This window comes from Wenjunlia tyrosinilytica (genome assembly GCF_014646055.1).
Classification (GTDB): Bacteria; Actinomycetota; Actinomycetes; order Streptomycetales; family Streptomycetaceae; genus Wenjunlia; species Wenjunlia tyrosinilytica.
Genome location: NZ_BMMS01000001.1, coordinates 216,817 through 238,516, shown reverse-complemented (window position 1 = coordinate 238,516; position 21,700 = coordinate 216,817). Strand labels below are relative to the sequence as shown.

The following is a 21,700-nucleotide window of genomic DNA, read 5'->3' as shown; positions in this document are numbered from 1 at the left end:
GGTGAGCCCCGTGATCACGTCGGCCAGCACCCTGCTCCCGGTCAATACGACTCTCGGTGCGGTCCTCTTCGTCCTCCTCGCGGCGGCGGCCGGTGTCGCCGCGGTGGCCGGGCTCGGCCACGCGCGCGCCATCGTCCTCGCCGGGGTCCGGGCGGCCGTGCAGCTCGCCGCGGTCGCCCTCGTCATCCGCTGGGCGCTCGAGTCGCTACCGCTGCTCTTCGTGTTCCTGCTGGTGATGTTCGCGGTGGCGGTGCGCACGGCGGGGCGCCGGATCACCTCCGACCGCTCGTGGCGGTGGGTGGCGGTGCCGATCGCCATGGGGGTGGCCCCTGTTGTCCTGGCGCTCGTGACCTGCGGACTCGTACCGCTGCGGGGCATCGCGCTCATCCCGGTCAGCGGCATCCTCATAGGCGGGGCGCTCACGGCCACGGTCCTGGCCGGTCGGCGCGCGCTGGAGGAGCTGGAGACCCGGCACGGGGAGGTGGAGGCGGCGATGTCGATCGGCCTGCTGGACCGGCAGGCGCGACTGGAGATCGCCCGCACCGCGGCGGCGGGCGCGTTGATCCCCGCGCTGGACCAGACGAGGACGGTGGGGCTGGTCACCCTTCCCGGGGCGTTCGTCGGCATGCTCCTCGGCGGGGCGTCGCCGCTGATGGCGGGGGCGGTGCAGCTGTTCGTGCTGGTCGCGCTGCTGGAGGTGGAGGCGGTGGCGGTGGCTTTGGTGCTGGAGCTGGTCGCGAGGGGCCGGGTGACCAGGCCCCCGCGACACGCGTGACGGCTCCTTGCAGGAGCGAAGGGGAGTAGCCCTTCCTCCTGTGCTCGGTGGACCGCGTGCGGTTCCTGCCGGGCAGGAGGGACCTCGGACTGTCGACATACCGGCCCGTCTCCGCGAGGAGGCCGGCCCGGCGCCCGGAGCGCGGCACTTGGCAAGCGCCTCAGTGAGGCGGCCGCGCCGGCGAGACCTTCGGCCGCAGTGCTGAATTCAGCGTTGCCGTGCCGAAGCGTCCCCGGAACTCCCCGGATTCCTCGGTGCGGGCAGCCCGACCGGAACGGACACACCCTTGTTTCAGCCTCACCGTCGCCGCGATCACCTTAGGTGTGGTCTTCCTCGCCGAGCTTCCCGGCGACCGCGTGCGGCGGCTACGCGGGCACCGGGACGGCGGCCTGCTCGCGGGCCTGATGCTCGCACCAGATACCGGGCGGTCCATGTCTTCTGCGGGATCGCCGCCGCGTTCGTCGAGCGCCGCCATCACCGCCGCGGCGATCCCCTGACGGCGCTCACGTCGTGAGCGCCGTCAGGGGGTGAGCGTCAGCCGGACGAGGCCCGTGCCGGGGTCGGCCGTGACCTCGACCTGCTCCAGCGTCCTGACGACGGCGGTCGGAGCCTGCGGGCCGGACCCGGAGCGCGGGCCCACGCCGACCACCCGCATCCCCGCGGCGAGCCCGGCGGCGATTCCCGCCTCGGAGTCCTCGAAGACGACGCACTCCTCGGGGGTGAAGCCCAGTTCGGCCGCCCCCTTGAGGAAGCCCTCCGGGTCGGGCTTGCTCACGCTCACACACTCGGCGGTGATCAGGACGGGGGGCAGAGGAAGGCCGGCCGCGGCCATCCGGGTCCGCATCAGCCGGTCGTCCGCGGAGGTGACCACGGCATGCGGGAGGTCCTTGACGGCGGCCATGAAGTCGGGTGCGCCGGGGACCGGGACCACGCCGTCGACGTCCGCGTTCTCCCGCTCCAGCATCCGGGCGTTGTCCGCGAGGTTCAGCTCCATGGGGCGGTCGGGCAGCAGGACGGCCATCGTGGCGTGGCCCTGGCGGCCGTGGACCACCGGGAGCACTGCCTCGGGATCCAGTCCGTTCTCGACGGCCCAGCTGCGCCAGCAGCGCTCCACGACCGCGTCGGAGTTGACGAGCGTGCCGTCCATGTCCAGCAGGAGGGCGCGGGCGGTCAGCTCGGTCATCGTCTTCTTCTCCCAGCGGCGCGAAAGCGGTGGTGCGCAAGGCGGTGGTGCACACAGGCGGTGGTGCGCGAAAGCGGTGGACTTCACAGCAGTGCCCCGCTCACCCGGGCCAGGGCGGACGGGGGAGGTGGAGGAGCTCCGCGCCCCTGGTCAGGTCGGGGTGGGGCGCGGAGCCCAGTTTGTTTCTCCGGTATACAAAGTAGCACCGCTGGACCCACTACGACAGGGGGGAGACCTCCTGGAGCAGTCCCCAGGTGAAGTCGGCGATGTGGCGGCCCTCGCCGGGAATCGTGATCAGCAGCCGCCACCGCGTGGGTGCCGTGCCCTCCATCGGCGTCGCCGGAGGGAAGGCATGGGCCACCTCGTCCACCGTGCAGCACCACGGTGCGAGGTCCTCGAGGCCGTTCAGCGCGGGGGAGGGGGCGTCCGGGGCGCGGACGAGCCATTCGTTCCAGACCGCCCCGCCGGGGCCGATCAGCACCTCGAAGCGCAGCGAGGGCCACAGCGGAACGCGCCAGCGCAGCGCCCGGCTGGTCATGTCGCCGATACGCCGCTCGTCCTCGCTCTCCGGCGGCCCCAGAACGGCGGCGTAGCGCCGGTCGCCGCGCGGGAAGGAGCGCGAGCGCACCATCGCCTGCCAGCGGCGGTTGGCCTCACGCATCTCGGTCCGGGTCATGGCGAGCTCGCGCAGCGCCGCCTCCACGAGCTCGGGATGGTGGTCCGCCATTCTGCGCAGGAGGACGAGTTGGAACTCCAGGGGGCCGAATCCGGGTGCCATGGGGAACAGCCTGCCCCAGGCTCCGGCGCTAGGAAGTCTCGGCCTCCAGGGCGCGCCGGGTGTTGGGACCGTAGACGCCGTCGGGGTCGCCCTTGATGTCATGCCCGCGCTGGTAGCTGCTGACCGCGTCCTTCACCGCGCCGTCGTACTCGCCGTCCTCGGCGCCGAGCAGGTAGCACAGGCAGGACGAGCGCTTGAGCCGCTTCTGGAGGTCCACCACCGCGGGGCCGCTGTCGCCCTCGCGCAGGACGGGAGGCTTCTGGGATCCTCCGCCGCCTCCCGAGCCGCCGCCGTTGCCGCCGTTGCCGCCCCCGCCCGAGCCGCCCGAACTCGCCGAGGGGCCCGGGGAGGTCCCGCCGCCGTCCCTCGTGGGGGACGAGGAGGCCGACGGGCTCTTCTTGCCCTCCGCCTCGGCCGAGGCGCTTCTGCTCGCGCTCGCCGACGAGGACGCCGACGGGGAGGCGGCGCTGCTCGGCAGGGCCGAGGGAGCGCCCGGCTCCTGCACGGCCGCAGTGGTCGCGGGAGCCGCGCCATGGCTGGGGCCGCTCGCGGCGCCGGCCTTGGAGCCGCCACCGCCGCTGAAGGCGCCGACGGCGAAGGCAATGGCGGCCACACCCAGCACCACCAGCGCGGCCGCGGCGCCTATCGCCCGCCTCCTGCGATCCGCCCTGGGGCGCTCGGGCGCCGCGTCACCGGCCGCCGCCGCGCCGGGCACATGGACCGGGAGCGCCAAGGCCCCCTCGTCCTCGCCGCCGAACAGCCCGACGTCCTCGGCCTTGGGGCCGTCGTCGTCCGCCCCGCCGCTGGAGCGGCGGGGCGCCCCCGAGATCACCGCGGGCGTCAGCCCCTCGGGCCCGACGGGCAGCGGCGGGGGAAAGGGCAGCGGGTCGCTCGTGGACTCGGCCGACGGGCGGGCGCCCTTGTCGGCGCTGCCGTCGGCGCTTCCCTCGCTGGGGGCGAAGTACGGACGCACCCGCGTCGGGCGGAACGAGTCGAACGCGGCCGCCACCGCCTCCTCCGCCGTACGCGGAGGGCAGTCGCACGTCGGCGTTCCGTCCGCGCCGAGGCTCGCCCCGCAAAGGGAGCACTGCTCTGCCGCCACTGGCGGTCCTCCTCATGAATGTCCGGGAACACGAGAAACGTCCCCGGTGATGCCCGGCGAAAGACACGTCAGCTCGGGCGAAGTCCTTGTGCCGCTCGGTCGCGCACAGATTATGCAGAAGGACCAGCGGCTTGGACAGCCGCGCGAAGTGCTCTGCTCCGGTTGGGTACAGCAGGTCCTCGAGGGGAGGGAATGTACGTTTTCTCTCGGCCGATGGCGGTACCCGACATGGCATAAGCCGCCAAACGCGCGAAAATCGAGCTGCGACACCGCGGGTGCGGGCCACCCGGAGCCGAGCGAGCCGAGGAGCAAGCCATGGCGCAGGACCCCGCGCACGCCGCAGCGCCCGACCCGCCCGGTCTGCCCCCGGCGGCGGCGTCTGTCGACAGCGCCCCCGTCGAGCACGAGCCGCGCAGCGTGTGGGTGGTCATGGGCGCGCTCCTGCTCGGCCTGCTGCTCGCGGCACTCGACCAGACCATCGTCTCCACCGCACTGCCCACCATCGTCAGCGACCTCGGCGGCCTCGAACATCTCTCCTGGGTCGTCACCGCCTACCTGCTCGCCTCAACGGCCGCCACGCCGCTGTGGGGGAAGCTCGGCGACATGTACGGCCGCAAGAAGCTGTACCAGGGGTCCATCGTCATCTTCCTGGTCGGCTCAGCGCTGTGCGGCGTGGCGCGGAACATGGGCGAGCTGATCGCCTTCCGGGGCATCCAGGGGCTGGGCGGCGGCGGCCTGATCGTGCTGTCGATGGCGATCGTCGGCGACATCGTCCCGCCACGCGACCGGGGGCGGTACCAGGGCGTGTTCGGCGCGGTGTTCGGCGTCACCAGCGTGCTGGGCCCGCTGCTCGGCGGCCTGTTCGTGGACCACCTCAGCTGGCGCTGGGTCTTCTACATCAATCTGCCCATCGGCGTGGTCGCGCTCGCCGTCATCGCCGCCGTGCTCCAGATCCCGGTGCGGCGCACCAAGCACCGGATCGACTACCTGGGAACGTTCACCATCGCGTCCGTCGCCACCTGCCTGGTGCTCATGACCTCACTCGGCGGCGTCACCTGGCCCTGGGACTCGTGGCAGATCACCGGGCTCGGCGTCCTCGGCGCCGTCCTGCTGGTGGCGTTCGTCGCGATCGAGCGGCGCGCCGTCGAACCCGTGCTGCCGCTGCGCCTGTTCAGGCTGCGGACGTTCACGCTGTGCTCGATCATCGGGTTCGTCGTGGGCTTCGCCATGTTCGGCACGCTCACCTACCTGCCGACGTTCCTCCAGGTCGTCCACCATGTCTCGCCGACGCTGTCGGGAGTGCACATGCTGCCCATGGTGGGCGGCATGCTCGTCGCCTCCATCGGATCCGGGCAGATCGTCAGCCGCACCGGGCGGTACAAGGTCTTCCCCATCGCCGGCACCGGCATCGTGGTCATCGGGCTCCTGCTGCTGTACCACCTGGACGAGAACACCGGCAACACCGTGATGAGCCTGTACTTCCTCACCTTCGGCTTCGGACTCGGCCTGGTCATGCAGGTGCTCGTCCTGATCGTGCAGAACGCGGTCGGCTACCAGGACCTGGGCGTGGCCACCTCGGGAGCGACGTTCTTCCGTTCCATCGGGGCGTCGTTCGGTGTATCCATCTTCGGCACGATCTTCTCCAACCGGCTCACAACCGAGCTGGCCGACGCCCTGCGGGGCAAGCCGCTGCCGCCGGGGTTCCGGCCTTCGTCGCTCAAGGCCGATCCACGGGGTCTGCGCGGCCTGCCCGCCGATCTGCAGTCCGCCGTCCTGCACGCGTACTCGGTCTCCATCACCAGTGTGTTCCTGTGGGCCGTGCCGGTGGCGGTCGTGGCGTTCGTGCTCGCGTGGTTCCTCAAGGAGCAACCGCTGCGCGGTTCGGTGACCGCGCCCGACCAGGGGGAGACCCTCGGTACCAACCCGGTGGAGCGGTCCTCGCTCGACGAGATGGCCCGCGGACTGTCCCTGCTCGGCTGCCGAGAGGGCCGCCGCGACCTCTACATCAGGATCACCGAACGCGCCGGGTTGGATCTGCCGCCGGCGGCGAGCTGGCTGGTGCTGAGGACCAACCGGTACGGGCAGACGGATCCGGCGCTGCTCGCCGACCGGGTGGAGATCCCTCGGCAAGTGATCGCCGACGCCGTACGGCAGTTGGAGGAACGGGGCATCGCCGCGCGCGACGGCGTCCTGCTGACGCTCACGGAGGAGGGCAGGAGGGTCGCCGCCAAGCTCGTCGAGGCACGACGGGAGTCGCTGGCCCGGCTGCTCGGTGACTGGAAGCCGGAGGAGCACACCGAACTGGCCGAGCTGGTCGACCGGCTCAGCGGTGAACTGTGCGGGGACGACGCGGACCGGCCCCAGCCACGAACGACCGCGCGCCCCGGCGTCTGAGCGCGCGTCCCAGCGTCTGAGCGCACGTCCGGGCGTCCGAGCGCACGTTCCAGCGTCCGAGCGCGCGTCCCGGCGTCCGCCCGTGCGCATGGCCGGGTGTCCGTGCCCAGCAGTCGCTCGCGCGGGTGCTCGGCAAAGGTGTTTGAGAACGCTCATCGAGGCAAGCCGCTTCATTAGTCGGCGACGGACCCACTCAAACACCCGCGCGGAACGTGCGGAAAACACTGGAGGCATGAGATGTCCGCAGGAGTGACCGCGATTGTCATCCTGGCGGCCGTGCTGGTGCTCGCGGCGATCGGATACGCCGTGCTGCGGCCGAAGTTGAGAACGAACCGTCTGCGGCGCCGGTTCGGCACCGAGTACGACCGCGCTCTGGCCGAGCACGGCGGCAGCACCAAGGAGGCGGAGGACGCCCTCGAGGGCCGTCTGCGCCGTCACCGCGGCCTCGACATCAAACCCCTGACGCCGCAGGCCCGTGAGATGTACGTGGCCCGATGGACCGGTGTGCAGGAGGCGTTCGTGGACCATCCCACGAAGGCCGTCGTCGACGCCGACCACCTCATCGGCGACCTGCTGAAGGAACGCGGCTACCCGACGCGGGAGCGCGGCGAGGCGATGGACGTGCTGTCCGTGGAGCACGCCTCCGCGCTGCAGAGCTACCGCCAGGCCCGTGACACGGCGCAGCGCGCCGTCGACGGCAAGGCGTCGACCGAGGAACTGCGTGAGGCCATGCTCCGCACCCGCACCCTGTTCGCCGAACTCATCGGCAGCGGGCGGGACGACGAGGCCCGCGGTGAGCGCGCCACCCGCACGAAGGAACCCAAGCGGATCAAGCACGGCAAGCCGACCACGCCCATCGAGGCCGCCCCCGGCGGAGGTGTCAAGTGAAGCGCCCGGGCAGCCCCGGCACCGGCGCCTCCACGCCGGAACCCTCCACGGTCCCCGAGGCCGACCGCGCGGCCTCCCATGAGACCGCCGCCAAGCCGGCGTCCGTCGCCGACCCGGCGCCGGTGGGCAAGCCGACCCCGGTGAGCGACCCGGTCTCCGTGGGCAGGCCCGCACCGGTGGCCGACCCGGCGCCCGTGGCGAAGCCCGCCCCGGTGACCGACCCCGGCCCCGCCCCCGCTCGCACCACGGAGAGCGGCCGCACGTCCGAAGTCGGCGGCGACGCCGCCTCGGGCACCGCTCTCGAGGCCGCCCGGGCCGACACCCCAGAGGCAACCCCCGCCCCCGCGGGACGCAGCACCCTGGACAAGATCCTCGAAGAGGACGCCGAGCCCGAGCTCCAGGCCCGGTGGAGCGGTATCCAGGCCGGTTTCGTCGACAGCCCCAAGCGGGCCGTCGAGGAGGCCGACAAGCTGGTCGCCGATGTGACCGCGCGGGTAGCCGAAGCCATCAGGGTCCGCCAGGAACTCCTGCGGGAGGGCTGGCAGAAGACGGCCCCGGACACCGAGGAGTACCGGCTGGTGCTCCAGGAGTACCGGGCGTTCGTGGGCCGGCTGGTCGAGATCTGAACCCGGCCCGCCTCCGACGGCCGCCGGCCCCGCCCACCGGGCGGGGCCGCACTCGTGCGTCAGTCCTGCTTCGGCCCCGCCTGCTGCACGACCTCGAACGACCACAGCGTGGAGCCGGAGGCGGCCGGCTTCTGCGAAGGGTCACCGCCCCGGTGGGCGGCCTGCATCGGCCCGGACATCCACTTCTGGAAGTCCTCCTCGCTGCGCCACCGGGTGTAGACGAGGTAGGTGTCGGTGCCTTCGACCGGACGGAGCAGCTCGAACCATTCGAAACCGTCGGAGTTCTCCACGGATCCGGCGCGCGCTCCGAAGCGCTTCTCCAGCGTCTCGCGCTGTTCCTCGGGCACGGTCAGCACATTGATCTTCACGATGCTCATCCCCCCATCCTGCCGCAGGGGGGACCGATGGGGGGTCGGCGGCAGGAGGCGGCTGCGGACGCCGGGTCGTCGGCCGAGTTGCCGGAATTCAAACATCCGCTCAGGGCGAGCGCGGCGGCCGGGATCGCCGTCAGCCCGTGCGCAGGCCGGTGAACAAGCGGTGAACAAGCCCTTGACGTGCCCCGTTGTCCCCATCGGTCCCCCCGAGTCCGTTGACGAGGGAGGTGATTGTCATCCCCCGATGAGCCGGAACATCACTCAATCGGCGTAATCCCGAGTGCGGGGGGCACATCGCGCGGGTGCGGAGTGCGTGTGCGATTCTCATATCTTGGACCAATGCGAGACGGCGGACAGGTGACAATGGGGCGTCCTGCGTCTGTTCCACAGGAGGCCGCGGGTCCGTGGGGGCATCCGATCGTCGGCGAGGAATGGGGAGCAGCGGCAGATGACGAACGCAACCGGACGCGGCCTGGGGGAACTGCGGGGGTCGCGTACCGTCATGGCGCTCGGCGCTCTGTGGCTGCTGACCGCGCTGCTGGCCGCACGCCAGGCCGCCCGGGTGCTGCGTCTGCCGCCGGGGGAGCGGCTGACCGATCTGGAGACCTGGATCGGCCGCAACGGCGTTCTGCACTTCCAGGGGTCGCTGTACGACAAGAGTGACGCGTTCACCGGCACCCCGTTCGCCGGACTCGCCCTCAAGCCCCTGACCAACGCGGCCGAGGCGAGCCTGGGCCTGTTCTGGACGTTCGGGACGTTGCTCCTCGTGGCCGGCCTCGGATTCGTGGTGGCCCGCGAACTGCCGGGCACCCGGCGCAACACCATGCTCGCCGCCCCGGTGGTCATCAGCCTTCTCGTGCTGTCACTGCCGGTCCGCAACACCTTCGCGCTGGGCCAGACCAGCATCCTGCCGGTCCTGCTCGTCATGGTGGCCTGCCTGCCCGCGGCCCCGCGCCACCAGGCGGGAATCCTCGTCGGCCTGGCCGCGGCGCTCCAGCCCGCGATGATCGTCTTCGTCCCGTTCCTGTGGCTGACCGGGCGGCGGCCGGGCGCGCTCACGGCCGCGGGCACGTTCGCCGGCTGCACCGCCCTGGCCTGGGCGGCGTTGCCCGGCGACTCCGCCACGTACTGGGTCCACCACGTTGCCGGAGCCGGGCTCGGCGACCCCGCCGACAGCCTGTCCAACCAGTCGCTGCACGGCCTGCTCCTGCGGATAGGCCTGCACGGCCCGGTCGAACTGCTCGTCTTCGGCGCCCTCGCCGGGCTCGTCGCCGTCATCGGCCTGCGCCGCGCGTCCTCGTACGCCAAGGACGGCCAGGTGGTGCTCGCGGCGGCCCTGGTGGGCTGCGTCGCCGTCGCCGTCTCTCCCGTCGCGTGGCAGCACCAGCAGTTGTGGATCCTGCTCGCCGCCGTCGGCCGGGTGGGCAGGCGCCGGTCGGACCGCCTGCTCTGGCCGGTGTTCGTCGTCCTCGTCATGACCTTCGGCAGCCAGGTGCTCGTGCCGCACATGAAGGTCGCAGGCGCCGTCGCCGCGAACGCGCCGCTGTTGGCCGCCGTCGTCGCCGCGTGCGTGATGCCCTTCCTGACGCGCTCCAACCCCGCGTGGGACCGGCCGGTGCCGACCGAGGTGGCCGCTCCGGCGCGCACCCGGTTCCGGTGGCTTCCCCTGCTGCGTGCCCTGCCGCGCCCGTTGAACCGCCCCAACCTTCTGCTGGAACTGCTCCTGATCCGCGTGGGCTACTGGGTCTACTCGTTCATCCGAGGCTCCGTGCCCGACCAGCGCAGTGTCGCCGAGCACCACGGGCGGCAGGTCCTCGACATCGAGGGCGCCCTGTTCATGGACATCGAGCACTGGCTCAACCACCAGGTCATCAAGGTCTCCTGGCTCGAGAGCGGGCTGAACTTCTTCTACTCGACCTTCCACTTCCTCGTTCCGCTGGCCATTCTCGGTGTGCTCTACGCGCGCCGTCCCGCGACCTACCGGGCCGCCCGCACCTCGCTGGGCCTGGCCACGCTCATCGGGCTGTTCGGCTTCTGGTTCTACCCGCTGGCGCCGCCGCGGCTGATGCCCGGCATGAACTCCGTCGACACCGTGCACGGCACCCAGGACCTGTCCCACCCCGACTTCGGCGCGCTCACCAAGCTGTCCAACCAGTACGCGGCGATGCCGTCGCTGCATGTCGGCTGGGCGCTGTGGTGCGGGCTGATGATCGCCTTCCTGGCGCCGCGCCTGTGGATGAAGGCGCTCGGCCTGCTCTACCCGTTCATGACGACGTTCGTCATCATCGGCACGGCCAACCACTATGTCCTGGACGCGGTCGGCGGAGTGGTCGTGGTGGCGGCCGGGCTCGGCCTCCAGTACGCGCTGACCGGCGTCACCCCGTTCTCCCGCAAGGAACCGGAGCCGGTCCTGAAGCCGCCGGGGCCGGGTGCGGGGGCCGAGGACGCCGAGGAGGCAGCCGTGGGGGACGGCGCCGAGAGCACCACAGAGCGACGCGAGCGGGTCGACGTAACCTCGGTCTGACGGACCGTCCACGGCCCGCCTCGGGCCGTGGGAGCACGGGCTCGGACCGTGGACCGCGCGAGTGCTCGCGGAGGGGGAGCTGTGGGGGACAGGGCACTGGTGCTCGGCGGCGGCGGACTGACCGGGATCGGCTGGGAGTGGGGCGTTCTGGCCGGTCTCGCGGACGCCGGGATCGACCTCACCGACGCCGATCTGTTCGTGGGCACTTCGGCGGGCTCGGTCGTGGGGGTCCATCTGGCCTGCGGCGCCGATGTCCAGGTGTACTACGAGCGCCAACTCGAGGAACCGGTCGGTGAGATGACCGGCGGACTCGGAATGCGCGAGAAGATGCGGATGGCCGCCGCCCTCTTCGGGGAGGGGGACGAGCAGGAGGCCAGGGCCCGGTTCGGGCGGATGTCGCTCGCCGTCCCCACCGTGCCGCAGGAACAGCGCCGCAAGGTCATAGCGAGCCGGCTGGCCACCCACACCTGGCCCGACCGCAGGCTCCTCATCACTGCGGTCGACGTGGATTCGGGGGAGTTCGCGGCATTCGACCGGGAGAGCGGGGTCGATCTGATCGACGCCGTCGCGGCCAGTTGCGCCGTGCCGGGAGTCTGGCCGCCCGTCCCCATCAAGGGGCGCCGCTGGATGGACGGCGGGGTGCGCTCGCCCGCCAATGTCGACCTGGCCGCGGGCTGCGAGCGGATCGTGGTGCTGGCGCCCATGACGGCGGGGCTGGGGGCCATCAAGAGCGTGGCCGACCAGGTGCGCGAGCTGGGAGAAGGGCCCGAGGTGGTGGTGGTCTCGCCGGATCCGGCGACGCGCAGGATCGTCGGCGGCGACATGCTCGATCCCGCCCGGCGCGCTCCCGCGGCCCGCGCGGGACGGGAGCAGGCGGCCTCGGCGGCGGACGCGGTCGCCGAGGTCTGGTCCACCGTCTGAACCCCTCAACTCAGAGGACATTGGAGTCAATTCAGGACATCAACCGCAGGTAATCCTGTCAACATTCAGGCATTGGCAAAAAATTTGCAGAGACGATCTTTCGAATTCCTCCCCCTCCGTGCAGGATCGGCCCACAACGTTCGGACTTCACCGCTGCCACGAGCGGCGGATCGGTTGGGGGAGGACCATCCTGTGAAGCGAATAGCGGTGCTCGGCGTTGCCGGCACTCTCCTGGCGGGCGCGGTTGCCGCCGCCCCGGCGGCATCGGCGGCCCGGGGCGGCGACGTCCCCGGCGGCAGCGCCGAAGCCGCTGGTGTGAAGATCGCGGCCGCCAAGGCGGCCGCGAAGGGCGTCGACTGGGCACTGTGTCCCACTGACTGGGGCTTCCCGGCCCCGATCCAGTGCGGCTACGTCACGGTCCCCGTCAACTACGCCAAGCCCGACGGCGAGCAGATCAAGATCGCCGTTGACATGATCAAGAACACCGGGAGCGAGACGCAGCGCCAGGGCGCCCTCGTCTACAACCCCGGTGGCCCCGGTGGCTCCGGCATGCGCTTCCCGACGCGCGTGACCAACAAGAACCCGCTGTGGACGAAGGCCTCGACGGCGTACGACTTCGTCGGCTTCGACCCGCGCGGTGTCGGCCACTCCGCGCCGATCTCCTGCATGGACCCGCAGGAGTTCGTCAAGGGTCCGAAGAAGGACCCGGTCCCGGACAACGAGGCCGACAAGCTCTTCCAGCGCAAGCTCGCCAAGGACTACGCCAAGGGCTGCAAGGAGCGCAGCGGCGCCCTTCTGCCGTACATGACGACGGCGAACACGGTCCGCGACCTCGACGTCATCCGCGCCGCGCTGCACGAGAAGAAGCTCAACTACCTGGGCGTCTCCTACGGCACCTACATCGGCGGCGTCTACGCGACGCTGTTCCCGACGCATGTGCGCCGCATGATCGTCGACAGCATCGTCGACCCGAGCCGCAAGAAGATCTGGTACGAGGCCAACCTCGACCAGGACGTGGCGTTCCAGGTGCGCTGGGACGACTGGAAGGCCTGGGTCGCCAAGCACGACTCCACCTTCCACATCGGCGACACCTCGGCCAAGGTGGAGACGGCGTGGCGGAACTTGCGTGCCACGGCCAAGGCCAACCCCATCGGCGGCAAGGTCGGTCCGGCCGAGCTGCTCGGCTTCTTCCAGAGGGCTCCCTACTACGACTCGGCCTGGATTCCCGTGGCCGACGCGTGGAGCAAGTACGTTGCGGGAGACCCGCAGCCGCTGATCGACAACGCCGCCCCCGACATGAGCGACACCAAGGGCAACATCGCCGCGGAGAACGGCAACGCCGTCTACACCGCGGTCGAGTGCACCGACGCCAAGTGGCCCACGTCCTGGAAGAAGTGGGACCGGGACAACACCGAGCTGCACAAGAAGTACCCGTTCCTGACCTGGTCCAACGCCTGGATGAACCTGCCGTGCGCCACCTGGGGCGTGCCGCAGCAGACCCCGGTGAAGGTGGAGACCCGCAAGGGCCTGCCGCGGATCATGCTCATCAACGGCACCCGTGACGCCGCGACCCCGTACTCCGGCGCGCTCTCGCTCCACAAGCGCCTGAAGGACTCCCTGCTCATCACGGAGAAGGGCGCCGGCTCGCACGGTGTCACCGGCCTGGTCAACCCCTGCATCAACGACCGGGTGGACACCTACCTGCTCACCGGCAAGCTCGACAAGGGCGATGTGACCTGCGCCGCCCACCCGCAGCCGGAGCCGACCGCGGCCGCGGCCAAGCAGTCCCGGCGCGCGCTGGCAGACGTGCCCGCCGTTCACTGACGCGCAACGCGGTAACTGCCGGGCAACCGGTACCGGCCCCCGACGCTCACCGAGCGTCGGGGGCCGTGCTGTCTCCCGTAGGTCTCCTCCGGGGTGCTTCGGGCAGGCTCAGGCGTATCTGACCCGCATCTCCTTCACCCCGTTGATCCACGCCGACCGCAGCCTCCGCGGCTCGTCGCCCACCAGCCGGATGTCGGGGGCGGCGTCGGCGATCGCGTTGAAGATGAGGTTGATCTCCACCCGGGCGAGGCTGGCGCCGAGGCAGAAGTGCGGCCCGCCGCCGCCGAATCCGAGGTGCGGGTTCGGGTCGCGGGTGATGTCGAAGACGTCGGGCCGGTCGAAGACCCGCGGGTCGTAGTTGGCCGAGGAGTAGAAGACGCCGACCCGGTCCCCCTCCTTGATCGCCGCTCCGCCGAGCTCGGTGTCGCGGGTGGCGGTGCGCTGGAAGGAGACGATGGGCGTGGCCCAGCGCACGATCTCGTCGGCGGCGGTCGGGGGGCGGGTCGCCTTGAACAGCCCCCACTGCTCCGGGTGGGTGAGGAAGGCGTGCATGCCGTGCGTGATGGCGTTGCGGGTGGTCTCATTGCCCGCCACGGTGAGCACGAGCACGAAGAAGCCGAACTCGTCGGAGGTCAGATTCCCCTCGTCCTCCGCCGCGACCAGCCTGGTGACGATGTCGTGCGCGGGGCACTCCTTGCGTGCGGCGGCCATGTTCATGGCGTAGGAGATGAGCTCCATCGCGGACTCGGCGCCGACCTCCTCGGTGATGGCCAGTTCGGGATCGTCGTAGGAGGCCATCTTGTTGGACCAGTCGAAGAGCTTGGCCCGGTCGCCCTGGGGGACTCCGATGAGCTCGGCGATGGCCTGCAGCGGCAGCTCCGAGGCGATGTCGGTCACGAAGTTGCCGGTGCCGCCGGAGGTGGCGTCGGCGACGATACGGGTGGCGCGCTCGCGCAGCGCGTTCTCCAGGGCGCGGATGGAGCGGGGGGTGAAGCCGCGCTGGACGATCTGGCGCAGGCGGGTGTGCTCGGGCGGATCCATATTGAGCAGGATCAGCTTCTGCACATCGATCTGGTCGCGGGTGATGGTCTCGTTGAAGCGGATGATCGCGGTGTTGGTGTTGGAGGAGAACACCTCGGGGTTGGTGGAGACCGCCTTGACGTCGGCATGGCGGGTCACCACCCAGTAGCCGTCGTCGTCGAAACCGGCCACCCCGTGGCGCTGGGCGTTCCACCAGACGGGCGAGGTCTCCCGCATGAGGGCGAACTCGGGCAGGGGGACGCGCTGTTGGTAGATGTCGGGGTCGGTGAAGTCGAATCCGTCGGGCAGCGCTGGACAGGACATGGCGGCTCCTGGCACGCACGGGCCGGGGCGCCCGCCGACAGTGGCTGACGTCCCATCAGGTATGTCGTCCGACGGTAATGAGCGCCGCACAAGGAAACAAGGGACGTGACCGCACTCTTGCGTAGGGGCTACCCCGGGTAATAAGAAGGCTGTTGGGAACTAGAACGCGTACTAGTTCTTCCTCGGGCGCCGGGACGCCCGACGGACGAGAGAGGACGAGTCATGGCCGCTGAACCCGTCATCGTCGAAGCAGTGCGCACCCCCATCGGCAAGCGCGGCGGCGCGCTCGCCAACCTCCACCCGGCCTACCTCCTGGGCGAGACCTACCGCGAAGTGCTGGCCAGGACGGGCATCCAGCCGGACGCCGTCGAACAGATCGTCGGCGGCACCGTCACCCACGCGGGCGAGCAGTCGATGAACCCCGCCCGCAACGCCTGGCTGGCCGTGGGCCTGCCCTACGAGACCGCGGCCACCACCGTGGACTGCCAGTGCGGCTCCTCCCAGCAGGCCAACCACATCGTCGCCAACATGGTGGCGGCGGGCGTGATCGACATAGGCATCGGCTGCGGCCTCGAGGCGATGTCGCGCGTGCCACTGGGCAGCGGCTCCAAGCACGGCCCCGGCAAGCCGTGGCCGGACGAGTGGAACGTCGACCTGCCCAACCAGTTCGAGGCGGCGGAGCGCATCGCCAGGAACCGCGGCCTCACCCGGGAGAACGTGGACCGCCTCGGGCTGATCTCGCAGGAGCGGGCGGCTCGCGCCTGGGCGGAGGAACGGTTCAAACGGGAGACCTTCGCCGTGCAGGTCCCCACCACGGAGGACGAGCAGGCGGCCGGGCAGGGCATGTGGCGGCTGGTCGACCGCGACGAGGGCCTGCGCGACACGAGCATGGAGGCGCTGGCGGGACTGAAGACGGTCATGCCGACGGCCATCCACACAGCCGGGAACTCCTCCCAGATCTCCGACGGCGCCGCGGCCGTCATGTGGGCCTCGCGCAGGATGGCCCGGGCGTTGAAGCTCAAGCCGAGGGCGCGGATCGTGGCCCAGGCCCTCGTCGGTTCGGACCCGCACTACCACCTCGACGGCCCGATCGACGCCACCAGGGCGGTGCTCGGCAAGGCCGGAATGACCCTGCGGGACATCGACATCGTGGAGATCAATGAGGCGTTCGCGTCCGTCGTGCTGTCCTGGGCCCAGGTCTTCGACCAGGACTTGGAGAAGGTCAACGTCAACGGCGGCGCGATAGCGCTGGGCCATCCGGTCGGCGCGACAGGCGCCCGCCTGATCACGACGGCCCTGAACGAACTGGAGCGAACGGACAAGGAGTTCGCCCTGATCACCATGTGCGCCGGCGGCGCCCTGGCGACGGGCACGATCATCCAGAGGGTCTGACGGGACGCCCGGCCGGGCGCGAGTGCGCGCCCGGCCCCTTGGTCCCCGACCGCCCCGCCGAGCGGGACGCGGCAGTTCAACTCCGTTCGCCGGCAAAGGTCGCGGACGCGTCGAATGCCGCCCTGCGGGTGGCGCGGCGCAGCGTTCTCAGGAGGGGGTGGCCCAGGGTGAGGGTCAGGGCGGCCGTGACGGCGGCGCGGGGGAGGTCCCAGCCGAGGGAGGTGGTCAGGCAGTAGGCCGCGAAACGGGTGACGTTGTCGGGGACGGGGGCGCCGGGGACGAAGGAGACCGAGCTGCTCATGCCACCGATGTACGGCCAGCCCTGAAGGTTCATCACCGTCCCGTACAGCACCGAGGAGACGACGCCGTAGACCGCGAGCAGTGCCGTCTCCCGGCGGCCGCGCCGGCGGTCCGGCAGGAGTCCCGCGCCCATCGACACCCAGCCCATGCTCAGCATCTGGAAGGGCATCCACGGGCCCACCCCGCCCGTCAGCAGCGCCGAGGCGAACATCGACACCGAGCCCAGCACAAAGCCGAAGCCCGGACCCAGGACGCGCCCGGACAGGACCATCAGGAAGAACATCGGCTCGATGCCCGCCGTGCCCGCGCCCAGGGGGCGAAGCGCCGCGCCCACCGCCGCCAGGACACCGAGCATGGCGACCGCCTTCGCGTCCATGCCGCCCTCGGAGATCTGGGCGATCACCACGGCCAGCAGGAGCGGCAGGAGCGCGGCGAACAGCCAGGGGGCGTCCGCGGAATGGGCCAGATCCGACTGCGGATCCGCCAGCAGCGGCCAGCCGAACGCGGCAACGCCGACGAGCGAGACGAGTACCAGCACCACCGTGGAACGCGGGCCCAGGCGTATCGGGCGGACCTGGGCGGCGGTCTTCATTGCGGTCATGGTGTTCGCGCCGTTCGCGCCGCTCGCGCCGTTCACGAAACGCTCTCCAGGGCCCGTTGGACCTGCGCGACGGTGAGCCACGGCTGGGGGCCGAGGACCTTGGAGACCTGGGGCGCGAACGCCGGTGAGGACACCACGATCTCGGCGGTCGGGCCGTCCGCGACCACCTCGCCGTCGGCCAGGATCACCACCCGGTCCGCCACCTCGGCGGCCAGTTCCACGTCATGGGTGGCGAGCAGCGTCGCGTGCCCCTCGGCCGCCAGCTCCCGCAGGGCCGAGACCAGCCGGGACTTGGCGGCGTAGTCGAGGCCGCGGGTGGGTTCGTCCAGCAGGAGCAGCGGAGGGCGGGCGGTGAGGACGACGGCGAGGGCGAGGGTGAGGCGCTGGCCCTCGGAGAGGTCACGGGGGTGGGTCGCGTCCGGGACGCCGGGCAGGAGCCGGGACACCAGCGCGCGGCAGGTGCCGGGTTCGGCGCCCGCGTCCGAGTCGGCCGCCGCGCACTCCGCCGCGACCGTCTCCGTGTAGAGGAGGTCACGCGGTTCCTGCGGCACGAGGCCGACCCGGCGCAGGAGGTCCCGCGGCTTTGCCGCGTGCGGCACGAGCCCGCCCGCGGTCACGCTCCCGGAGGTCGGCTTGTGCAGTCCCACCAGGGAGCCGAGCAGGGTGGACTTGCCCGCCCCGTTGCGGCCCATGAGCGCCACGGTCTCACCCGCCGATACGGACAGGCTCACCCCGCTCAGCGCCTGGACGCCTCCACGCCGGATCGAGAGCCGGACCGTTTCGGCGACGGCGACGGCGACGGAGACGGAGGCGGCGGGGGAGGGGGAGGGGACCGACGCGGCGGGCGCTTGCGGAGCCAGGGGCGCCAGGCGTTCTCGCAGGTCCGACGCCCGGCGCCGGGCGTCGCGGACCGACAGGGGCAGCGGCGACCAGCCGTAGGCCCGGCCCAGGGCGACAACGGGCGGGTGGACCGGCGATATGGACATGATGTCGGCCGGTGCGCCGACGGTCGGCGGCTGACCCGCGCCCGGCAGCAGGACGACCTGGTCGGCGTACTGCACCACGCGTTCCAGGCGGTGCTCGGCCAGGAGGACGGTGGTGCCGAGGTCGTGCACGAGCCGCTGGAGGACCGCGAGGACCTCCTCGGCCGCGCCCGGGTCGAGGGCCGAGGTCGGTTCGTCCAGGACGAGGACCTTGGGGTGCGCGGTCAGCACGGAGCCGATGGCGACACGTTGCTGCTGTCCACCGGACAGGGTGGCGAGCGGGCGGTCGCGAAGGCCGGCCAGGCCCAGCAGGTCCAGGGTCTCCTCGACACGGCGGCGCATCGTCGCCGGTGCGATGCCCAGCGACTCCATGCCGTAGGCGAGTTCGTCCTCGACGGTGTCGGTGACGAAGTGCGCGAGCGGGTCCTGGCCGACCGTGCCCACGACGTCCGCCAGTTCGCGGGGCCGGTGTGTACGGGTGTCGCGGCCGTCGACGGTGACGCGCCCCCGCAGGGTGCCGCCCGTGAAGTGCGGGACGAGGCCGCTCACCGCGCCGAGGAGAGTGGACTTCCCGGAGCCGGACGGGCCGACGAGCAGGCAGAGTTCCCCTTCCGGGATGGTGAGGTCGACGCCGCTCAGGGCCGGGGCCGGGGAGTCCGCGTAGGTGACGCCGACGTGCTCGAAACGGATCACTTCTTCGGCTCCTCGGGCGGGTGGTCCCTGGGCGGGGCCGGCGCGATGAACGCCGGGAGCAGGCCGATGAGGACGGACGCGGCGGGAAGGAGGGGCAGGGCCGGGGCGGCGAGGGGGACCGTGGAGGGGTGGAGCCCGTCGGCATGGAACATCAGTGCCGCGACGGCCACGCCGGACGCGGTCACCAGCCACTCACGGGGTCCCCAGCGGTCGGGCCGGTAGCGGGTGCGGGCGGCCCGGCGACCGCCGAGCACCAGACCGGCGACCGCCGCGGCCAGCCCGACGAGCAGGACGGGCAGCCCCAGCAGTCCCCCGTCGTCGGACAGCAGTCCGTACGAGCCGAGGCACACCCCGGCGAGCCCACCGAGCGTGAGGACGGCGGTGGTGCGCCGAACGGCCCGGGGAACGTCGGCCGAACGGCCGTACCCCCGCGTGTCCATGGCGGCGGCGAGTGCGACGGAACGCTCCAACGCGCCTTCGAGGACCGGCAGTCCGATGTGCAGCAGGGCACGCGGTCCCCGGTCCTCGCGTCCGCGCAGGCGGCGGGCGGAGCGCAGCCGCTGCACATCGGAGACCAGGTGCGGGGCGAACGTCATGGCGACGACGACCGCCACCCCGGCCTCGTACAGCGCGCCCGGCAGGGACTTGAGAAGCCGCGCCGGATTGGCGAGCGCGTTGGCCGAGCCGACGCACACCAGCAGCGTCGCCATCTTCAACCCGTCGTAGGCGGCGAAGAGCACGCCCTCCGCGGTGACCCGTCCGCCGAGGCGCACCCCTCGCGCCCAGTCGGGCAGCGGTGCCTCCGGGAGGGTGAACAGCACGGTGGTACCGGGGATCGGGGAGCCCAGGAACACCGCGAAGACCAGCCGGATGCCGAGCACCACCAGCCCGAACTTCAGGAACGCCCCGTAGGAGCGCGCCCAGGGCGCCTCGGTCCGGCGGGCGGCGACGACATAACCGGCCACGGCGATCAGGAGCAGCAGGAGCAGCGGGTTGGTGGTGCGCGATGCCGCGGCGGCGAGCCCGAGCGCCCACAGCCACCACGCTCCGGCGTGCAGGCAGGTTCCGCGAGCCATCAGACGCGGCGGCGGCGTGCCTGCCACAGCCCGGCGGCAGCCAGTACGGCCACGGCGGCGAGGCCCACCCACAGTCCGGCGGACGGGCCGTCGTCGTTGGACGAGGCGGGCTCGGCACGGCTCGCCTTCGCGCCGGACGCGGACCCCGACGCCGAACCGGGCCCCGAGCCGGTCCCGGCCCCGGACTTCGCTCCCGAGCCCGACGTGGAGGACGTGGAGGACACGGTCTCGCCGCACCCCGAGGCCGGATAGCCCGCGAGGGCGCAGAGCAGGGCATTGGAGTTGTAGCGCAGCGGCTTGGCGACCGTCGCGAGAACGTCGGCGGACGTCGCGTCCTCGCGCACGCGGGCGCACTCGGTCCGCGGCTTCGGCGGCCGCGCGTCACCGGAGGCGTCGGCCGCCGTTCCGAAGTCGAGGACGACGGCGACGCGCTTGCTGCCGTGCCTGGCCGGGGTACCGGCGCAGATGGAGGCGAAGTCGGCCCTGCCGCGCGGCCGGGCCGCCTCGGCCGAGCTGTCCTCGCTGACCGCGAACCGCCAGCCGTCCACATCGCCGTCGGAGGGGCGGACGGTGGCCGGGCCCTGCTGGGCGTACGCCCACGTCCCCTTGGCCGCCTGCCAGAAGGACCAGTAGCGGTAACCGGTGGCCGACGCGGGCGAGGCGGTGGCGAGCAGCGCGAGCAACAGCCCCGCGGCGGTGGCCGCCATCGCGCCCGTGCGGGCGCGCATCAGCCCGTCTTCTTCCGCATGCTGATGAGGAAGCCGCCGCCGACGCCGATGAGCAGGCCGATGCCGACCGTGAACCAGACGCTGAGGCCGCCCTCGTCGTCCTTCTTCTTCTCGTCCCTGGTCATACCGCCGGTGGCCTTGCCCTTGGTCGAGGGCGCGGGGCCGAGGTTCGTGAGCTGCTGGACGAGGTCGGCCCCACCGAAGTCGGCGGGGGAGCCGCCGGTGGCCTTGGCGGCGAGTATCAGGTTGGCGAGCGCGGCCGGCCGGCTTTTGGACCAGGACCCGGAGTTCTTCTCCAGCCAGGTGACGATGTTCTTGGCCTCGTCCGGCTGCCCGGCGGCGGCCAGCGCCATGGCGGCGTTGGCGGTGGTGGAGAAGTCCGGGCCGGCGGCCTTCTGGGGTGAGTCGAGGTGGTGGCCGTTCTTCTCGGCCTTGTTCAGCAGGTAGCCGAGGGAGGCGGGGCCGGACTCGAACGTCGCCTTCTTTCCGCGGCACTCGACCTTGCCGGGCTCGACGCCGCTCGCCCCGGCCTTCACCGGGATTATCTGGTCTGACTGCGCCAGCACGGCGGCGGCCGTGGCGCTGTCGTTGGCGTAGAGCTTGCCCTTTTTGTCCGGCTGGTAGGCGAAGGCGCCGCGCTCGTCCGCCGGAGCGTCGCACGTGACCACGTACGTGGGCAGCGTGGACGGCGCCTTCTTGTGCGCGGCGCGGAACGCCATGACCACGAGCGCGCTGGAGTTGGTGTCGCTGACCCCGCCCGGGTTGTAGGGCCAGCCGTCCTTGTTCTTGATCTTGTCGAGCCAGGTCAGGGCCCTGTCCACCTCCGCCTCGTGGCCGCCCAGCGCGACAAGCGCCTGGACCGCCACCGCCGTCGCGTTGGTGTCCTCGGTCTTCGGGTCGCAGCCCTTGGCCGTGTCGGCGCGGAACGACGGGAAGCCGCCGTCCTCGCACTGCTGTCCCGTCAGCCACTCGACCGCGCTGTCCGCCGGTGTGATCGCGACGCTGTCCAGGGCCAGCAGGGCGAAGGACTGCCGCCACACACCGTCGAACGACGGGTCGGACTTCCCGTACAGCGCCTCGGGCACCTTCACCGAAGGAGAGGGCGAGGGTGCGGCATGGGCGGCCGGGGATGCGGCGGCGGCGAACGCGGCGGCGGCCAGCGCCGCGGCGCTGCGGCGGAAGAGGGACATGTGG

General features: G+C 71.8%; 19 protein-coding genes. 9 read left to right on the top strand and 10 right to left on the bottom strand.

Going from position 1 to position 21,700, the window contains the following annotated elements; translation table 11 throughout:
* Positions 1 to 10 precede the first annotated feature (10 nt).
* A complete protein-coding gene (locus IEY86_RS01005) occupies positions 11 to 775 on the top strand; it encodes an ABC transporter permease (RefSeq protein ID WP_229698061.1) in 765 nt (254 codons plus the stop codon).
* 323 nt (positions 776 to 1,098) lie between these two features.
* Positions 1,099 to 1,272, top strand: coding sequence for a hypothetical protein (locus tag IEY86_RS01000; protein ID WP_189129500.1), 174 nt, complete (start codon positions 1,099 to 1,101; stop codon positions 1,270 to 1,272).
* 23 nt (positions 1,273 to 1,295) lie between these two features.
* Here the strand turns inward: IEY86_RS01000 and IEY86_RS00995 are convergent, their stop codons facing one another.
* The 3 genes from IEY86_RS00995 to IEY86_RS00985 form a co-directional block, all read right to left on the bottom strand.
* Positions 1,296 to 1,958 (bottom strand): HAD-IA family hydrolase, encoded by a 663-nt coding sequence (locus IEY86_RS00995; RefSeq protein ID WP_189129499.1) that lies wholly within the window; start codon positions 1,956 to 1,958, stop codon positions 1,296 to 1,298.
* A 217-nt stretch (positions 1,959 to 2,175) separates the two neighbouring features.
* Entirely contained in the window at positions 2,176 to 2,736 is a 561-nt protein-coding gene (locus IEY86_RS00990) for a hypothetical protein (protein WP_189129498.1), read from the bottom strand.
* A gap of 28 nt (positions 2,737 to 2,764) precedes the next feature.
* Positions 2,765 to 3,838, bottom strand: a complete 1,074-nt coding sequence (locus IEY86_RS00985; RefSeq protein WP_189129497.1) for a peptidoglycan-binding domain-containing protein — start codon at positions 3,836 to 3,838, stop codon at positions 2,765 to 2,767.
* 315 nt (positions 3,839 to 4,153) lie between these two features.
* Between IEY86_RS00985 and IEY86_RS00980 the strand changes: the two genes are divergently transcribed.
* The 3 genes from IEY86_RS00980 to IEY86_RS00970 all read left to right on the top strand — a co-directional run bounded on the left by IEY86_RS00980 (position 4,154) and on the right by IEY86_RS00970 (position 7,746).
* Entirely contained in the window at positions 4,154 to 6,232 is a 2,079-nt protein-coding gene (locus IEY86_RS00980; RefSeq protein WP_189129496.1) for an MFS transporter, read from the top strand.
* A gap of 237 nt (positions 6,233 to 6,469) precedes the next feature.
* Positions 6,470 to 7,120 carry a hypothetical protein gene (locus IEY86_RS00975; protein WP_189129495.1) on the top strand — a complete coding sequence of 217 codons (651 nt, stop codon included), beginning with the start codon at positions 6,470 to 6,472 and terminating at the stop codon, positions 7,118 to 7,120.
* Positions 7,117 to 7,746: a hypothetical protein gene (locus IEY86_RS00970; protein ID WP_189129494.1), complete on the top strand. Its 630-nt coding sequence runs from the start codon at positions 7,117 to 7,119 to the stop codon at positions 7,744 to 7,746. The genes IEY86_RS00975 and IEY86_RS00970 overlap by 4 nt, the downstream gene beginning before the upstream one ends.
* A 59-nt stretch (positions 7,747 to 7,805) precedes the next feature.
* Here the strand turns inward: IEY86_RS00970 and IEY86_RS00965 are convergent, their stop codons facing one another.
* Positions 7,806 to 8,123, bottom strand: a complete 318-nt coding sequence (locus IEY86_RS00965; RefSeq protein ID WP_189129493.1) for an antibiotic biosynthesis monooxygenase family protein — start codon at positions 8,121 to 8,123, stop codon at positions 7,806 to 7,808.
* Between the two features lie 445 nt (positions 8,124 to 8,568).
* Here IEY86_RS00965 and IEY86_RS00960 point away from each other — a divergent pair, with 445 nt between their 5' ends.
* From IEY86_RS00960 to IEY86_RS00950, 3 genes are all read left to right on the top strand, one after another.
* Complete coding sequence (locus IEY86_RS00960; RefSeq protein ID WP_189129492.1) at positions 8,569 to 10,644, top strand: bifunctional glycosyltransferase 87/phosphatase PAP2 family protein; 2,076 nt, start codon at positions 8,569 to 8,571, stop codon at positions 10,642 to 10,644.
* A gap of 81 nt (positions 10,645 to 10,725) precedes the next feature.
* A complete protein-coding gene (locus tag IEY86_RS00955; RefSeq protein WP_189129491.1) occupies positions 10,726 to 11,565 on the top strand; it encodes a patatin-like phospholipase family protein in 840 nt (279 codons plus the stop codon).
* A gap of 192 nt (positions 11,566 to 11,757) precedes the next feature.
* On the top strand, positions 11,758 to 13,389 hold the full coding sequence (locus IEY86_RS00950; protein ID WP_189129490.1) for an alpha/beta hydrolase: 1,632 nt from the start codon (positions 11,758 to 11,760) through the stop codon (positions 13,387 to 13,389).
* A 108-nt stretch (positions 13,390 to 13,497) separates the two neighbouring features.
* Here IEY86_RS00950 and IEY86_RS00945 read toward each other — a convergent pair whose 3' ends face one another.
* A complete protein-coding gene (locus tag IEY86_RS00945; RefSeq protein ID WP_189129489.1) occupies positions 13,498 to 14,733 on the bottom strand; it encodes a cytochrome P450 in 1,236 nt (411 codons plus the stop codon).
* 222 nt (positions 14,734 to 14,955) lie between these two features.
* Between IEY86_RS00945 and IEY86_RS00940 the strand changes: the two genes are divergently transcribed.
* On the top strand, positions 14,956 to 16,125 hold the full coding sequence (locus IEY86_RS00940) for a steroid 3-ketoacyl-CoA thiolase (protein ID WP_189129488.1): 1,170 nt from the start codon (positions 14,956 to 14,958) through the stop codon (positions 16,123 to 16,125).
* 76 nt (positions 16,126 to 16,201) lie between these two features.
* Here the strand turns inward: IEY86_RS00940 and IEY86_RS00935 are convergent, their stop codons facing one another.
* From IEY86_RS00935 to IEY86_RS00915, 5 genes are read right to left on the bottom strand one after another with little or no spacing between them, the layout of a single operon-like run.
* Positions 16,202 to 17,026: an ECF transporter S component gene (locus tag IEY86_RS00935; RefSeq protein WP_189129726.1), complete on the bottom strand. Its 825-nt coding sequence runs from the start codon at positions 17,024 to 17,026 to the stop codon at positions 16,202 to 16,204.
* Positions 17,027 to 17,058: 32 nt separating this feature from the next.
* Positions 17,059 to 18,702 carry an ABC transporter ATP-binding protein gene (locus tag IEY86_RS00930; protein WP_189129487.1) on the bottom strand — a complete coding sequence of 548 codons (1,644 nt, stop codon included), beginning with the start codon at positions 18,700 to 18,702 and terminating at the stop codon, positions 17,059 to 17,061.
* Positions 18,699 to 19,778 carry an energy-coupling factor transporter transmembrane component T gene (locus IEY86_RS00925; protein ID WP_189129486.1) on the bottom strand — a complete coding sequence of 360 codons (1,080 nt, stop codon included), beginning with the start codon at positions 19,776 to 19,778 and terminating at the stop codon, positions 18,699 to 18,701. The genes IEY86_RS00930 and IEY86_RS00925 overlap by 4 nt, the downstream gene beginning before the upstream one ends.
* Positions 19,778 to 20,506: an SCO2322 family protein gene (locus tag IEY86_RS00920; protein ID WP_189129485.1), complete on the bottom strand. Its 729-nt coding sequence runs from the start codon at positions 20,504 to 20,506 to the stop codon at positions 19,778 to 19,780. Before IEY86_RS00920 ends, IEY86_RS00925 begins: the two co-directional genes overlap by 1 nt.
* A complete protein-coding gene (locus IEY86_RS00915) occupies positions 20,506 to 21,696 on the bottom strand; it encodes an SCO2321 family membrane protein (protein WP_189129484.1) in 1,191 nt (396 codons plus the stop codon). The genes IEY86_RS00920 and IEY86_RS00915 overlap by 1 nt, the downstream gene beginning before the upstream one ends.
* Positions 21,697 to 21,700: the final 4 nt, after the last annotated feature.